At 64.3% G+C, this 15,368-nt stretch carries 17 protein-coding genes; 10 read left to right on the top strand and 7 right to left on the bottom strand.

The features are described 5' to 3' along the window. Positions 1-13 precede the first annotated feature (13 nt). Entirely contained in the window at positions 14-1,558 is a 1,545-nt protein-coding gene (locus ACVIGA_RS10840) for a DUF1800 domain-containing protein (protein ID WP_456666368.1), read from the top strand. A 15-nt stretch (positions 1,559-1,573) separates the two neighbouring features. Beyond that, the gene (locus tag ACVIGA_RS10835; RefSeq protein ID WP_342712509.1) at positions 1,574-2,767 is read left to right on the top strand and encodes a DUF1501 domain-containing protein; all 1,194 of its coding nucleotides are present in this window, start codon (positions 1,574-1,576) and stop codon (positions 2,765-2,767) included. A 298-nt stretch (positions 2,768-3,065) separates the two neighbouring features. Here the strand turns inward: ACVIGA_RS10835 and ACVIGA_RS10830 are convergent, their stop codons facing one another. The 7 genes from ACVIGA_RS10830 to pqqA form a co-directional block, all read right to left on the bottom strand. After that, on the bottom strand, positions 3,066-3,353 hold the full coding sequence (locus ACVIGA_RS10830; RefSeq protein WP_456666367.1) for a hypothetical protein: 288 nt from the start codon (positions 3,351-3,353) through the stop codon (positions 3,066-3,068). 50 nt (positions 3,354-3,403) lie between these two features. Beyond that, positions 3,404-4,378, bottom strand: a complete 975-nt coding sequence (gene pip / locus ACVIGA_RS10825; protein ID WP_456666366.1) for a prolyl aminopeptidase — start codon at positions 4,376-4,378, stop codon at positions 3,404-3,406. After that, complete coding sequence (pqqE, locus tag ACVIGA_RS10820) at positions 4,368-5,588, bottom strand: pyrroloquinoline quinone biosynthesis protein PqqE (protein WP_456666365.1); 1,221 nt, start codon at positions 5,586-5,588, stop codon at positions 4,368-4,370. Before pqqE ends, pip begins: the two co-directional genes overlap by 11 nt. Further along, on the bottom strand, positions 5,585-5,893 hold the full coding sequence (gene pqqD, locus ACVIGA_RS10815; protein WP_223975246.1) for a pyrroloquinoline quinone biosynthesis peptide chaperone PqqD: 309 nt from the start codon (positions 5,891-5,893) through the stop codon (positions 5,585-5,587). Before pqqD ends, pqqE begins: the two co-directional genes overlap by 4 nt. Before the next feature lie 9 nt (positions 5,894-5,902). Next, entirely contained in the window at positions 5,903-6,658 is a 756-nt protein-coding gene (gene pqqC, locus ACVIGA_RS10810; RefSeq protein ID WP_374708074.1) for a pyrroloquinoline-quinone synthase PqqC, read from the bottom strand. Between the two features lie 20 nt (positions 6,659-6,678). Further along, complete coding sequence (gene pqqB, locus ACVIGA_RS10805) at positions 6,679-7,608, bottom strand: pyrroloquinoline quinone biosynthesis protein PqqB (protein ID WP_456666364.1); 930 nt, start codon at positions 7,606-7,608, stop codon at positions 6,679-6,681. Positions 7,609-7,780: 172 nt separating this feature from the next. Then, complete coding sequence (gene pqqA, locus ACVIGA_RS10800; RefSeq protein ID WP_456670783.1) at positions 7,781-7,861, bottom strand: pyrroloquinoline quinone precursor peptide PqqA; 81 nt, start codon at positions 7,859-7,861, stop codon at positions 7,781-7,783. A 322-nt stretch (positions 7,862-8,183) separates the two neighbouring features. Between pqqA and ACVIGA_RS10795 the strand changes: the two genes are divergently transcribed. The 8 genes from ACVIGA_RS10795 to ACVIGA_RS10760 all read left to right on the top strand — a co-directional run bounded on the left by ACVIGA_RS10795 (position 8,184) and on the right by ACVIGA_RS10760 (position 15,316). Next, the gene (locus ACVIGA_RS10795) at positions 8,184-8,441 is read left to right on the top strand and encodes a DUF6894 family protein (RefSeq protein ID WP_021080047.1); all 258 of its coding nucleotides are present in this window, start codon (positions 8,184-8,186) and stop codon (positions 8,439-8,441) included. A gap of 183 nt (positions 8,442-8,624) precedes the next feature. Next, on the top strand, positions 8,625-9,899 hold the full coding sequence (locus ACVIGA_RS10790; protein WP_456666363.1) for a PQQ-dependent sugar dehydrogenase: 1,275 nt from the start codon (positions 8,625-8,627) through the stop codon (positions 9,897-9,899). Between the two features lie 130 nt (positions 9,900-10,029). Next, a complete protein-coding gene (locus ACVIGA_RS10785) occupies positions 10,030-10,599 on the top strand; it encodes a c-type cytochrome (protein ID WP_456666362.1) in 570 nt (189 codons plus the stop codon). A gap of 72 nt (positions 10,600-10,671) precedes the next feature. Next, on the top strand, positions 10,672-12,063 hold the full coding sequence (locus tag ACVIGA_RS10780; protein ID WP_456666361.1) for an amidase family protein: 1,392 nt from the start codon (positions 10,672-10,674) through the stop codon (positions 12,061-12,063). A 1-nt stretch (position 12,064) separates the two neighbouring features. Further along, positions 12,065-12,541: a glutathione peroxidase gene (locus tag ACVIGA_RS10775; protein ID WP_375776270.1), complete on the top strand. Its 477-nt coding sequence runs from the start codon at positions 12,065-12,067 to the stop codon at positions 12,539-12,541. Beyond that, positions 12,538-12,807 (top strand): DUF3297 family protein, encoded by a 270-nt coding sequence (locus ACVIGA_RS10770; protein ID WP_456666360.1) that lies wholly within the window; start codon positions 12,538-12,540, stop codon positions 12,805-12,807. Before ACVIGA_RS10775 ends, ACVIGA_RS10770 begins: the two co-directional genes overlap by 4 nt. Positions 12,808-12,917: 110 nt before the next feature. Continuing rightward, entirely contained in the window at positions 12,918-14,087 is a 1,170-nt protein-coding gene (locus ACVIGA_RS10765) for a mandelate racemase/muconate lactonizing enzyme family protein (protein ID WP_456666359.1), read from the top strand. A 167-nt stretch (positions 14,088-14,254) separates the two neighbouring features. Continuing rightward, positions 14,255-15,316, top strand: coding sequence for a hypothetical protein (locus ACVIGA_RS10760; RefSeq protein ID WP_456666358.1), 1,062 nt, complete (start codon positions 14,255-14,257; stop codon positions 15,314-15,316). Positions 15,317-15,368 lie beyond the last annotated feature (52 nt).

Here is a 15,368-nt window from a genome sequence, read left to right as displayed (position 1 = left end):
CAGGTCAGCCTTCATGAGCATCACGGCCACACTCGGATCGCGGACATCAGCGAAACTGATGATCGGCACGATCGTGGGGCTGGTGGTGTTCCACCAGCCGGCGCGGGCGGCCGAACTCGCAGCGCAGGACATCGCGCTGCTCGATCGCCTCACCTGGGGTGTCAGCGCCTCGAGCGCGGCGCATCTGCGCGAGGTCGACACCGAACGCTGGTTGCAGGAGCAGCTGCATCCGGCCAACACCGCACTGCCGGCCGCCGTCCAGAAGCAGATCGAGGCGATGCCGGACGTGCATCGCTTCCCGTTCGACATTGCCGCCTCGTTCGACCAGCAGGGCAAATCCGCCAACCAGGTCGCCGATCCGGAGCAGAAGAAAGCGGCGCAACAGGTCTATCAGCAGGCCATGAACGACCGCGCCAGGCAGGCCGCGGCCCGCACCATCCTGCACGCGCTCTACGCGCCGGATCAACTGCGCGAACGCCTGACCTGGTTCTGGTTCAACCACTTCAATGTTCACCAGTACAAGGCCAACATCCGCGTGCTGGTCGGCGACTACGAGGATCGCGCGATCCGCGCCAACGCGCTCGGCAAATTCCGCAACCTGCTGTCGGCGACGCTGCATCATCCCGTGATGCTGCGTTATCTCGACAATGCCGACAACGCCGCCGGTCATCTCAACGAGAACTACGCACGCGAGATCATGGAGCTGCACACCATGGGCGTCGGCTCCGGCTATACCCAGGCCGATGTCGAGGCGCTGGCGCGGATCCTCACTGGCGTCGGCATCGACTTCAAGTCGGAAGACCCGAAGCTGAAGCCCGAGCAGCAATCCCAGCTGGTCCGCGAGGGCGCCTTCGAGTTCAATCCGGCGCGCCACGATTTCGGCGACAAGACCTTCCTCGGCCATCAGATCAAGGGCCGCGGTCTTGCCGAGGTCGATGAGGCTCTCGACATCCTCTGTCATCATCCCGCGACCGCCACGCACGTCGCAAAGCAGCTGGCGACCTATTTCGTGTCGGACAATCCGCCGGCCGTACTGGTGCAGCAGATGGCGCAGACCTTCCAGAAGACCGACGGCGATATCGCGGCCGTGATGTCGACGCTGGTTCATGCGCCGGAATTCGCAGCCAGCCTGAAGGGCGGCGCCAAATTCAAGGACCCGATGCTCTATGTGATGTCGTCGGTGCGGCTCGCCTACGACAGCAAGGTCGTCCTCAACACGCTGCCGATCCAGGGCTGGCTCAACCGCCTGTCCGAGGGCCTGTTCAACCACGAGACGCCCGACGGCTATTCGATGCTGTCGGCGGCCTGGAACGGCCCCGGGCAGATGATGCTGCGTTTCGAGATCGCGCGCGCGATCGGCTCGGGATCGGCCGGATTGTTCAAGCCGAACGAGCCCAACGCCGTCGACCAGCCGGCGTTTCCGCTGGTCATGAACGGGCTCTATTTCAGCAACATCAGGCAGACGCTGAGCCCGACCACGCTCGCCGCGCTCGAGCAGGCCGTCTCGCCGCAGGACTGGAATACGCTGTTTTTGTCGTCCCCCGAGTTCATGCACTGAAAGGGAGGTTCGCCAATGAACCGCCGCGAACTGATCAAGGCCTTCGCCGCTTCCGCTTCGCTCACCCTTGCCGGCCGGGTCTGGGCTGCACCCGCGACCGACGCGCGCCTGCTTGTCGTATTTCTGCGCGGCGCGTACGACGCCGCCAATGTGGTGGTGCCGGTCGGCAGCGAGTTCTACTACGCCTCGCGCCCGACGCTTGCGGTCGCGCGGCCCGATGCCGGCAATCCGAATGCGGCGCTGGCGCTCGACGCCGGATGGGGATTGCATCCGGCGCTGCGCGATTCGATCTATCCGCTGTGGGCCAAGCGCGAGATCGCGTTCGTCCCGTTCGCCGGCACCAGCGACGATCTCTCGCGCAGCCATTTCGAGACCCAGGACACGATCGAGCTCGGGCAGGCGGTCGGCGGCAGCCGCGACTACCGATCCGGCTTCATGAGTCGGCTCGCGACCGAGTTGACGCGGGTGAAGCCGATCTCCTTCACCGACCAATTGCCGCTGATCTTCCGCGGCCAGAACCAGATCCCGAACATCGGCATCGCCAGCGTCAGCAAGCCGGGTGTCGACGATCGGCAGGCGCGGCTGATCCGGGAGATGTATGCCAAGGGCGATCTCGCCAATTCGGTGTCGGAAGGTTTTCGGGTCCGCGACGACGTCTACAAGTCGGTCTCCGAGGAGATGATGGCGGCCAACCGCGGCGCCGTGTCGCCGCGCGGCTTCGAGCTGTCGGCACGGCGGATCGGCCGGCTGATGCGCGAGCAGTTCAACCTCGGCTTCGTCGACGTCGGCGGCTGGGACACCCACGTCAACCAGGGCGCTGCGACCGGCTATCTCGCCGATCGTCTCGGCGAACTCGGCAGGGGCCTCGCCGGCTTCTCCGAGGAGATCGGTCCCGCGATGTGGCGCGACACCGTCGTGGTCGTGATCTCCGAATTCGGTCGCACCTTCCGCGAGAATGGCGACCGCGGCACCGATCACGGCCATGGCAGCGTGTACTGGGTGATGGGCGGTGGCATCAATGGCGGCCGCATGGCCGGCGAGCAGGTCCAGGTCGCACAGGCGACGCTGTTCCAGAACCGCGATTTCCCGGTTCTGACCGACTACAAGGCGTTCTTCGCCGGTCTGATCCAGCACGTCTACGGCCTGCAGCAGGCGAGCCTCGAACGCATCTTCACCGGCATCAAGCCGAAGGACCTGAACCTGGTTTGAAGGGGCGCTGCCGAAATATCGAAAACAACCCCATGCAAAGTAGCTGGTCGCCAGCATTCGGCACGGCGACTTGACACGTCGGGCAACTCAGCGGTATTCTTCTATTATTCAGAAATTGTGCAGCGGCGGCCGCATGACCGGCGAGCAAATCCAGGTCGCGGCAGACCCTGTTCCATAACCTCGACTATCTGCGCTGACCGCCAAAGCATGATGAGATTAGGTTGAGCTGGGCGGCATCGAAGGTTCACCTCGCCCCGGCGGGGAGAGCAGGCCAGCCTCGAGCGCATCTTCGCCGGCATCAAATCTGAAGGATCTGAGTCCTATTTGCCGCCGCTCGAATCCTTCCGTCGGGATATATTACGCTGAAGATCACATCGTAGAGGAAAACGCCGATCAAGCACCAAGCGAAAGCGCAAAGAAGAATACGAAGATGTCTGCGGTTGTAGTCGGCCAGCAAAAAAGTGCCGCCCAGATATGAAGACACTTTCAGGTCGCCTGCCTGAAAGGCCGCCCAAAGCATCCTTAGCAGGGTCAACGCAAAAACCATCCATCCGACCGCGAACCATATGGCAAAGAAGGTGTCCAATAGTGGCTCCGCTTAATGCCGTGTTATCGCGACCGCTATCTGGCCAAATCTCATCTCGCCTTCGCCGCCAAATCCGCGATCGCCTTCATCACGGCGTTGCGGATGCCGGGATCGTAGAGGATGTGGCCGGCGCCATCGATGATGCGGACCTCGCTGCCCGGCCAGCGCGCGGCGAGCGCGTGCGAGGTGGCGGGCGGGCACAGCAGATCGTAGCGGCCCTGCACCAGGATGCCGGGAATGCCGGCGAGCTTATTGGCCTCGTCCATCAGTTGGTGCGGCCGCATGAAGCAATTGTTGGCGAAGTAGTGCGCCTCCATGAACGGCGTCGAGGGCAGGGCGCCTGATGCCTTGAGATCGAGCCGGGTCTGCTTCGGCGTGTGCTCCGACAGCGTGCGTTCGGTGTCGTGCCAGGCCCGCGCGGCCGGTCCATGCACGGCCACATCAGGATCGAGGATGCGGCGGTAATAAGCCGCAAGCGGTGCGGCACGCTCGTTCTCGGGCAGGAAGTTGAGAAAATCCTCCGAGAGGCCGGGATAGAAGCGCGGCAGGGCACGCAGGAAGACGTCTTCCAGCTCTTCGCGGGTGCCGAGAAACGTCGCGCGCAGCACCAGTCCGCTGACCCTGTCAGGGTGGGCTTGCGCATAGGCTAAGGCCAGCGTCGCGCCCCAGGAGCCGCCGACCACCATCCAGCGCGCGAAGCCGAAACGCTCGCGGATCTTTTCCAGATCGGCGATCAGATGTTGCGTCGTGTTGTGGTCGCGGCTGCCCTTCGGCCGGCTGCGGCCGCAGCCGCGCTGGTCGAACAGCACGGCGTGAAAGCGCTCGGGATCGAACAGCCGGCGATGATCGGGCTGGCAGCCGCTGCCAGGGCCGCCATGCAGATAGACCGCGGGGATGCCGCCCTCGGACCCGACGCTTTCGACATGGAGTTCGTGGCCATCGCCGACATCGAGCCATTCCGATGTCAGCGGAGCGAACGGATCGGCGCGCCTTGCGGCCTTGCCGGCATCGGCGTCAGGCGCCATTGATTTTTTCCTGGGGGGCTTCGGTCTCCAGCGTGCCGCCGGCGAAGTTGCGGTAGAGGAAACGGTTCTGCGTTCCGGCGGATTCCTGCTCGGCCTGCTTGAAGATCTCCTCATGCCGCGGCGACAGCGCGCAGGCCGGGTCGGTGTTGCCGGCATCGCCGGTCAGCGCAAAGGCCTGGCACCGGCACCCGCCGAAATCGTCCTCGCGGAATTCGCAGGACTTGCACGGCTCCGGCATCCAGCCGGTGCCGCGATAGCGGTTGAAGGCCTCCGAGTTCTTCCAGATCCAGGCGATCGAATGGTTCGAGCGCACCGACTCGAATTCCAGTCCGGTGATGCTCTCGGCGGCGTGGCACGGCAGCACCTTGCCGGCCGGCGAGATGTTGAAGAACTGACGGCCCCAGCCGCCCATGCATTTCTTCGGCCGCAGCGCGTAATAGTCCGGCACCACATAGTCGATCGCGAGCGTGCCCTTCAGGCGTACCTGCGCTTCCTCGACGATACGGCTGGTCTCCTCGATCTGCGCGATGGTCGGCATCAGCGCCGCACGGTTCTTCAGCGCCCAGCCGTAATACTGCACGTTGGCGACCTCGAGCCGGTCGGCGTCGAGGTCAACCGCCATCTGGATGATGTCGGACAGCTGATGCAGGTTCTGCCGATGCATCACGGCATTCACCGTGAGCGGCATGTCGAGCTCGCGGGTCCATTTCGCGACTTCGAGCTTCTTGCGATGCGCGTCCTTGAGGCCCGCAACGCGATCGGCAACCATGGGTTCGTTGCCCTGGAAGCTGATCTGCACATGGCTGAGGCCGGCATCGGCCAGCGCCGACAGCTTGTCCTTCGTCAGCAGCACCGCCGAGGTGATCAGGTTGGAATACAGCCCGACATCGGTCGCGTGCTGCACCAGCTCGACGATGTCCTTGCGCGCGGTCGGCTCACCGCCGGAGAAATGAACTTGCAGCACCCCGAGCTCGGCAAGCTCGCTCAGCACCTTCTTCCATTCCTCGGTGGTGAGCTCGGTCGAGCCGCGGTCGAGCTCGACCGGGTTCGAGCAATACGGACATTGCAGCGGGCAGCGGTGGGTGATCTCGAGCAGCACCGCGAGCGGGATGCCGTAGGTCTCGGCCGCCGAGCGCGTCTGCTCGAGCACCGCGAGCCCGTCGGTCGGGCCGGCTGTCGTCGTCTTGTTGCCGGCGAGCGTGTCACTCATGCTGTGCTCTCGCGCGCTTCAGTGAGAAAGCCCTTGTCGGCCAGATCCTGCAGCATCGCGATCACGTCGGTCGCGATCGCATCGCGCGGCGCGGCGTATTTTTCGGCGAGCTGGTCCACCATCTCGGCGACGCTGCGCACGCCGTCGCAGAGTTGCAGCACCTCGACCGCGATTTCGTCCGGCGCCAGCACGCGCTCCGGCGCCAGGATCACCCACACCTGCCGCGTCTCGTCGAATTTCAGCTTGGTGTGGCGCGGCAGTTTCGGCCGGCTGGTCTCGCTGACGCTGATGTTGCGGCTGGCCATGTTACGTCTCTAGCTGGTTTTCGGCACGAAGGCGCCGGGCGGGATCTGGCCATCGACGTAGGCGTGATACAGCGCGTCGAGCTGCACCCACAGCACATTGGTCTTGAAGATCAGCGCGTTGCAGACCGCCTCGCGTTCGGCGGGCGTCTTGGCGTGCTGCTTGACGTAGTCGAGCGCAAAGCCGGCGTCGCGCGGCGCCTGGGTCAGTCGGCGGCTGAAATAGCTCATGATGTCGGGATTGACGAAGTCGTAGTGCTTCAACATCCCCGAGATGCGCTCCTCGTGCAGGTTCGGCGCGAACAATTCGGTGAGCGAGGAGGCAATCGCTTCCAGCGGCGTGCGGTCGCGGCAGAAATGCACATAGGCTTCCACGGCAAAGCGCGTCGCCGGCAGGATGCCTTCGGTGGACTCGACATAGGCCGTGTCGAGGCCGAGGCCTTCGGTCAGCTTCAGCCAGCGCTCGATGCCGCCCTCGTTGCCGAGATCGCCGTCGTGATCCTCGATGCGGTGGCGCCATTCGATCCGTGTGTTGCGGTCGCGGAAGCGCGAGATCACCATCGCGTCCTTCAGCGGGATCGTGCTCTGGTAGTAATAGCGGTTCAGCGCCCAGGCCTGAACCTGGCCCTTGTTGAGCTTGCCGCCGTGCAGCAGGCGGTGGAACGGATGCAGGCTGTGATAGCGCGTCGCGCCGATCGTGCGCAGCACGGATTCCATCGCCTCGGCACTGTCGAGCGTAATGCCCTTGCCGATCGAGAGCGCGGTCATTCCAGAGGTAGGCACGGCATTCACAGCACGATCTCCGTTCCGTCGGAGGGAATCTGCCAGCCCGCCTGTTCGGCCGCCTTGCGTTCGGCCGAGGTCCCAAGCAGCGCCGGGTTGGAGTTGTTGATATGCAAAAACATTTTTCGTCCGATGTCGAGCCCGGCGAGGCTTGCGATCGCGCCCTGATCGCCCGACATCGCGATATGTCCCATGCCCTGGCCGGTCTTGTTGCCAAGCCCCGCTGCGATCAGTTCGTCGTCGCGCCACACCGTGCCGTCGAAGAACACCAGCGGCGCGCCCTTGAGCCGCAATTTCAGGTCGTCGGTCACCCGGGCGCAGGCGGCCAGGAAGTAGAAGTATTTGCCGCTGCGCTTGTCCGCAATACGCAGGCCGAGCGTATCGCCGACGCCGTCGGCGCCCGCCGGGTGCGCCTTGCCCTCGAGATACCAGGCGCCCTTGCCGGGAACCTCGAACGGCAGCACCTCGAGACCGGACGGCGATCCGTCGGGCAGGGCCGGCTCGAAGGGCTGGTCGACCGCGATCGGCCGGCGGGCAACGTTCTTCTCGCTCAGCACGTTGAAGATGCTGTTCGCGCGCAGGATCGCCAACACCCGCTCATGGGCGTAGATCGCAAACGGCGAGCCCTCGCGCATCGACAGCAGTCCGGCGACGGCATCGATCTCGCCATTGGTGAGGATGACGCCCGCGATCGGGCTGTGGCGCAACGCGCCTTGCTTCGGATGCAACTGCGGCGTCGCGATCAGCTGTTGGCGCAGATCCGGGGAAGCGTTGACCAGGAACCAGTGCGCGCCATCGCCGCTGACGGCGATCGAGGCTTGCGTGCTCTGCGATTCGGGATGGTCGCTTCGCGCCGTCCTGCAGACGGCACAGCCGCAGTTCCACTGCGGAACGCCGCCACCCGCCGCGGCACCCAGGACGACGACACGAAGCATGATCCGTCCCCTGGAGACGTTTAACTCGGACCCATCAACTCGGCCCAATAACCTGGACCCAGAAACGTTACGAGGTGGACCCCGGCTTGGAACACAGCCCCATGCTCGGGAGCGCGTTACGCCCGGATGTCCACCTGCGCTAAAACGCTAAACGTGTATAGAGCGCTGCCGCTTACTTGCTGGTGGCGCACATATACATGTTGATTTCCATGCCGACCGACACTTCGACGATCTTCGGTGCTTTCCAGGCCATTAGGCTCTCCTTGTTGCAACCGGACGAACTTTCCGCCCTACAGTTAAACTACTGCGGTTCGAAAAGTTCGCCACTTAAATTTTTCGCAAGCTGCCCTGCGGAAGCGCATGCTGCACTGCGGGAAGAAATCCGGCCCACTCACAAATTTGTGCGCGCATTTCCGGTCAAAACCCGGTGGCATCAGACCTTTTTACTGTTGTTCGCCACACGGTGAATGGTGATCTTGGACTAAGAGTGGGGGCCACGTGATCCTCCGAAGGTCCTGATGACGATTCTGTGCTTCCCGGTGACGGGACGCGACTAACCGAGCCGAGTTCTGCCGATGCCACGCTATTTCTTCAATACCCGTATCGGCGACGAGCTGATCTCCGACCCCGACGGCGAAATCCTGCGCGACCCGGATCGCGCGTGGGAGATGGCGCGGGCGATGATTCGCGAACTGCTGAAGACCGAGGGGGCCGACGGCGCGCTGCTCAGCGCGGTGATCGAGGTGACCGACGACGAGGGCGAGATCGTGCTGGAGTTTCCATTCACCGAGGCGATTCTCGATCGCCCGGATCACTCGATGACAAGGCACTGAGAGACACCGAGACAGAGGCACACCGACACGGTCTCGTGGCCACAACCATGCGTTGGCCGATGTCAGCATGTTTCCGATTGCAATTGTCCGGACAAATTCGCAAGACTATGAACGGAAAGCCGAATAGCGCCGGCCGACGTCAATGGCGCAATCAACGACGGCTTCCACCCAGGGGAGATCATCATGAAAAAACACTCGTTCGCTCCGCGCAGCCTGCTGCTCGCGGGGGCCATGCTGGGAGCGTTCACGCTCTCTGCTGCGGCGCAACAGCCGGCGGCCGCGCCGGCCGCAGGTGCCGCACCGGCCGCCCAGCCGCTGCCGCCGGGCTCGCCCATGATCGGGCGTCCGGACAATGAAGCCGCCGCCAAGCTCGCGCCGGTGGCGCCGCCGCCGCTGCCGTCCGCGCCCGACAAGCTGCCGCTCGCCAAGCTCAAAGTGCCGGCCGGCTTCAATGTCGAGGTCTATGCCGCCGGCATGGCCAATGCGCGTTCACTGGCGCTCGGCGACAAGGGCACCGTGTTCGTCGGCAGCCGGCTCGTCGACAAGGTCTATGCGATCGTCAACAAGGACGGCAAACGCTCGGTCAAGGTGATCGCCTCCGGCCTCTACCGTCCGAACGGCGTCGCCTTCAAGGACGGCACGCTCTACATCGCCGAGCTGTCGAAGGTCTCCAAGATCGACAAGATCGAGGACAATCTGGACAACCCGCCGAAGCCGACCGTCATCTACGACAAGCTGCCGAAGGACGAGGCGCATGGCTGGAAATTCATCGCCATCGGTCCGGACAACAAGCTCTATGTCCCGGTCGGCCAGCCCGGCAACAACGTGCTGCATGACGCCGACCACGGCCAGATCCGCCGCATGAATCTCGACGGCTCCGGCGCCGAGGTCTACGCGCTCGGCGTGCGCAACTCGGTCGGCTTCGACTGGAATCCCGAGACCAAGCAGATGTACTTTACCGACAATGGCCGCGACTGGTTGTCGGAGACTGTGCCGGAGGACGAGCTCAACCGCGTCACCAAGGCGGGCGAGGATTTCGGCGCGCCGTTCTGCTACCAGGGCAACATCATCGACCAGGAGCTCGGCTGGGGTAAGTCCTGCAAGGACTACACCGCGCCGGTGGGCCTGATGGGTCCGCACACCGCCTCGCTCGGCATGCGCTTCTACACCGGAAGCATGTTCCCGAAGACCTACAAGAACGCGATCTTCGTCGCGCGTCACGGCTCCTGGAACAAGTCGCAGAAGCAGGGCGGTGACGTCGTCGTCGTCAAGCTGAACAAGGACGGCACCGTGAAGTCGATGGAGCCGTTCCTGACCGGCTTCCTCGAGGACAACAAGTATGTCGGCCGCCCGGTCGACGTGATGCTGCTGAAGGATGGCTCGCTGCTGGTCTCCGACGACTGGAACGGCGCGGTCTATCGCATCAGCTACGGCAAGCCGAAGGTCGCCAACCAGTAACGACAACAGTGTCATTCCGGGCTGGTGCGCAGCACCAGACCCGGAGTCTCGAGATTCTCGGTGCGCAATTGCGCACCTGAGGGTTCGCCCTTCGGGCGCCCCGGAATGACGGAATTGGCAGGAGCGACCGATGCGTAAGATCATGATTCCAGCGCTCTTGTTTGCATTCATCGCATTCTCCGCAAACGCCGAGACCATCCAGGCACGCACTGTCGCGTGCTTTGCCTGCCATGGCGAGCATGGCACGTCGGAAACCGAGAACACGCCCTCGCTCGGCGGCCAGCAGGCGCCCTATGCGCTGATCCAGCTCTTCATGTTTCGCGAGAAACTGCGGGTATTCGACCCGATGAACGAGATCGCGAAGTCGATGACCGACGACGATTTGCGCACCTTCTCGGATTTCATCGCTACCTTGCCGAAGCCTGCGCCGCCCGCGGAGGCCGGCGATCCGGCGCGGATGGCGCGTGGCCAGGCGCTGGCGCAGCAGAACCGCTGCAACACCTGCCACAACACCGATTTTTCGGGCAAGGAGAACGTCCCCCGCATCGCCAACCAGCGCGAGGATTACCTCGCCAAGACGCTGGCCGAATACAAGGACAACAGCCGCCACGGCTACGACGCCACCATGGCGGACGTGATGCAGACGGTCACCAAGGAGCAGATCGGCGACCTTGCCTATTACATCGCGCATGTCCGCTGAAACATCGGGCGGCAGGCGGCTGGTCTTGGCCTTCGTGCGGCGCTAAAACGCCTCCGTCATACGGAGTAGCACATGCAGGATCTTTGGCGTCTGTCGGCGGCTGAACTCGCCTCCCTTATCAAATCCAAGAAGGTATCGGCGAAGGAGGCGGCCGAGGCCGGGCTCGCCCGGCTCGACGCGGTCAACCCCAAGATCAACGCGGTGGTCGATCACCGGCCGGACGACGTGCTGGCACAGGCCGCCAAGATCGATGGGGCCATTGCGCGCGGTGAGGCGGTCGGGCCGCTGGCCGGCGTGCCAATCACGATCAAGGTCAATGTCGACCAGGAGGGCTACGCCACCACCAACGGGCTGAAGGCGCAGCGCGACCTCATCGCCAAGGTCGACAATCCGGTAGTCGCCAACCTGCGCAAGGCCGGCGCGGTGCTGCTCGGCCGCACCAATTGTCCGGCGGTCTCCTATCGCTGGTTCACCACCAATCTCATTCACGGCGACACCAAGAACCCGCGCGATCCCGGCATCACGCCGGGCGGCTCGTCGGGCGGCGCGGGCTCCGCGGTCGCGGCCGGCATCGGCCACATTGCGCATGGCACCGATATCGCAGGCTCGGTCCGCTATCCGGCCTATGCCTGCGGCGTGCACGGCCTGCGGCCGAGCCTGGGCCGCATCCCCGCCTTCAACGCGGCTTTGCCGGAGCGTCCGATCGGCCCGCAGATCAGCGCGGTGTCGGGCCCGCTGGCGCGCACCGTCAACGATCTGCGCATCTCGCTCGCGGCGATGTCGGCGCCCGACTATCGCGATCCCTGGTACGCGCCGGTGCCGCTCGAGGGACCGCCGCGCGAGAAGCGCGTTGCGATGTGCCTCAATCCCGATGGCCTCAACCCGGTGCCGGAAGTGGTCGCCGCGGTGGCCGATGCTGGCAAGCGCTTGCGCGCGGCTGGCTGGATCGTCGAGGAGATCGCCGACACGCCGTCGTTGCGCGAAGCGGCCGAGATCCAGACCCGGCTCTGGCTCGGTGACGGCTACGAGGCCCAGCTTGCGTTCGCCGAGCGCGAGGGCGATCCCGGCGCGCTGGCCTGCCTGCGCGGCGTCCGCTCGAAAGTACATCCGTTCGACCTGTCGCAGGCGCTGACCCGCCGTGCGACCCTGACCCGCGAATGGTTTGCCTTCCTCGACAAATATCCGGTGCTGCTGATGCCGGTCTCCGGCGAACTGCCGTTCCCCGATCATCTCGATCGCAAGGACGAGGCGTCGTTCGCGCGGGTGTGGCACGCGCAGCTGCCGCAGATCGCGATCCCGTTCATGGGGCTTCCCGGGCTTGTCGTCTCCACGGGGCTCGTCGGGCGGATTCCGGTCGGCGTGCAGCTGGTGGCCGGGCGCTATCGCGAGGATCTCTGCCTTGCCGCGGGCGAGGCGGTGGAAGCCGGCGGCACGCCGTCGGCGCCGATCGATCCGGTGATTTAAAATGGCGACCGTCTACGATTTCACCGCAAAGTCGCTGGTCGGCGACGAGGTGCCGCTGCAGCGGTTCGAGGGGCAGGTGCTGCTGATCGTGAACACGGCGAGCGCCTGCGGGTTCACGCCGCAATACAAGGGCCTGCAGGAGCTGCACGCCGGTCTCTCGCCGCGCGGCTTTGCCGTGCTCGGCTTTCCCTGCAACCAGTTCGGCGCGCAGGAGCCGGGCGATGCGAAGCAGATCGCCACGTTCTGCGAGACCAACTACGCCGTGACGTTTCCGATGTTCGCCAAGATCGACGTCAATGGCTCAGGCGCGCATCCATTGTATGAGCACCTGAAACGTGAGAAGTCGGGCCTGCTCGGGCCGGCGATCAAATGGAACTTCACCAAGTTTCTGGTCGATCGCACCGGCAAGGTCGTGGCGCGGCATGCGCCGACTGCCCGGCCCGAAGGATTGAAGAAGGAAATCGAGGCGCTGCTATGAGCGACGACAACGACACCACCAACGATCAATTTCCGGACCGTCTCTCGATCGATCCGAAAAGCCCCTATTACAACGAGGCGATCCTGTCGCGTGACGTCGGCATCCGGTTCAAGGGTGCCGAGAAGACCAATGTCGAGGAGTACTGCATCAGCGAAGGCTGGGTGCGGGTCACCGCCGGCAACGCCAAGGACCGTTACGGCAATCCGCTGACCATCAAGGTGCACGGGCCGGTCGAGCCGTATTTCCGGGATAAGAAACCATCCTGACCGTCATTCCGGGATGGTCCGTCAGGACCAGACCCGGAATCTCGAGATTCCGGGTTCGATGCTTCGCATCGCCCCGGAATGACGCGCCTAGCAACTCTGAAAGCAGCACCATGTCCGTCCGCATCGTCGACGTTCGCGAGGTCACAAAGCCGATCTCCTCGCCGATCCGCAACGCCTATATCGACTTCACCAAGATGACCACGAGCCTGGTCGCCGTGGTCACCGATGTGGTGCGCGACGGCAGGCGGGTGGTCGGCTACGGCTTCAATTCCAACGGACGTTACGGGCAGGGCGGGCTGATCCGCGAGCGCTTTGCGCCGCGGCTGCTCGAGGCCGATCCGAAATCGCTGCTCGATGCTGATGGCACCAACCTCGATCCGGACAAGGTCTGGTCGACGCTGATGTCGAACGAGAAGCCGGGCGGCCATGGTGAGCGTTCGGTCGCGGTCGGCACCATCGACATGGCGGTGTGGGACGCGGTGGCGAAGATCGCGGGCAAGCCTTTGTTCCGGCTGCTTGCCGAGCGTCATGGCCTGACCGCCAATCCGCGCGTCTTCGTCTATGCCGCCGGCGGCTACTACTATCCGGGCAAGGACCTCGGCGCATTGCGCAAGGAGATGCGCGGCTATCTCGACCGCGGCTACAACGTCGTGAAGATGAAGATCGGCGGCGCGCCGCTCGCCGAGGATCGCGAACGCATCGAGGCGGTGCTGAAGGAGATCGGCCGCGAGGCGCAGCTCGCGGTCGACGCCAACGGCCGCTTCGATCTGGAGACAGCGATCGCCTATGCCAAGATGCTGCGGGAGTATCCGCTGTTCTGGTACGAGGAAGCCGGCGATCCGCTCGACTATGCGTTGCAGGCTGCGCTGGCCGAGTTCTATCCGGGCGCGATGGCGACCGGCGAGAACCTGTTCAGCCACCAGGATGCGCGGAACCTGATCCGCTACGGCGGCATGCGGCCGGATCGTGATTGGCTGCAATTCGACTGCGCGCTGTCCTACGGGCTCTGCGAATATCAGCGCACGCTCGCGGTGCTGAAGACCCACGGCTGGTCGCCGAGCCGCTGCATCCCGCATGGCGGCCACCAGATGTCGCTCAACATCGCGGCCGGCCTCGGCCTCGGCGGCAATGAGAGCTATCCCGACCTGTTCCAGCCCTATGGCGGGTTCCCGGACGGCGTGCGCGTCGAGGGCGGCCACATCGTCATGCCCGATCTCCCCGGCATCGGTTTCGAGGGCAAGTCGGATCTCTATTCGGAAATGAAGGCGCTGGCGGCGTAAGCGGCGCTCGTCCGGCCAGCCCGGCAGGCTCGAGTCCGCTTGCGAAATATTTTGAGCGTTGCTCAATAAAATATTGAACGTTGCTCACGTTCCGATATACTCATACGGGAGTGGCGTCTTCCGCGGATCCCCGGGGAGGCGCCCCAACCGGACATGAGGATTACCGCATGCCATATTCAGCGAAGAATCTCCGGGACGCCGCCGATGCCGGGGTGATCAGCGCCGCTGATCTGGATCGGCTTCTCGCCTTCCTGGCGAGCCATGACGGGCAAGGCGCGGTGGGCGACGCAAGCCCGGCGGCCAGGTTCGATGCCGCCCATGTGCTCTGGTACGCCGGCGCGCTGATCGTGATCGGCGCCATGGGCCTGCTCTCGACCCTGGCCTTCACGCAAATGGGCGGCCGGGCGCTGACGGCCTGCGCGATCGCCTACGCCACCGCCTTCGCCGTGGCCGGTCACCACCTCTGGTACGGCAAGAATTTGCGGGTTCCCGGCGGCTTGATGATCGCGATCGCGGTCTCGATGGCGCCGCTTGCGGTCTACGGCATCCAGGACGAGCTCGGCTGGTGGGGCAAGTTCGGCAAGCCGGGAACCGTGCAGGACTTCTACATCTGGGTGAAGGGCAGCTGGATCTTCATGGAGATCGCGACCGTCGTCGCCGGCGTCGTCGCGCTGCGCTATTTTCGCTTCGCCTTCATCGTCGCGATCATTGCGTTCGCGCTGTGGTTCATGTCGATGGATCTGGCGCCGTGGTTCAGCGGCACGAATTATGCCGATTTCGAGACGCGGCGCCGGGTGTCGGTGTGGTTCGGATTGGCCGTGCTCGCGGTGGCCTGGATCGTCGACTATCGCAGCCGCAACGGTGACTTTGCGTTCTGGCTGCATCTGTTCGGCCTGATGGCGTTCTGGGGCGGCATTACCGCGTCGGAAGGTTCAACCGAACTCTCGAAAGCGGTCTATTGCCTGCTCAACGTCGGTCTGGTCGCGATTGCGGTGATCCTGATGCGGCGCGCCTATGCGGTGTTCGGCGCGTTCGGCATCTGCATCTATCTCGGACATCTCGCCGACGTCGTCTTCAAGGATTCACTGTGGTTTCCGTTCTCGCTGTCGCTGATCGGAATCGCCGTGATCGCCGCAGGCTTGCTCTACCATCGCAACGAGCGTGCGATCGCCGCCTTGCTCGAGGTGTATCTGCCGACGGGGCTGCGTCCGCGGTCCGCCACCGCGTGACGCGGCTGCGCATCAAAGGTCGTTTTAGAACCGGTACAATCTGGAATTCCTA

It is taken from the genome of Bradyrhizobium sp. USDA 3240, assembly GCF_054063295.1.
The sequence above is the reverse complement of the archived record's forward strand: the minus strand, read 5'-3'. Positions and strand labels throughout refer to the sequence as shown.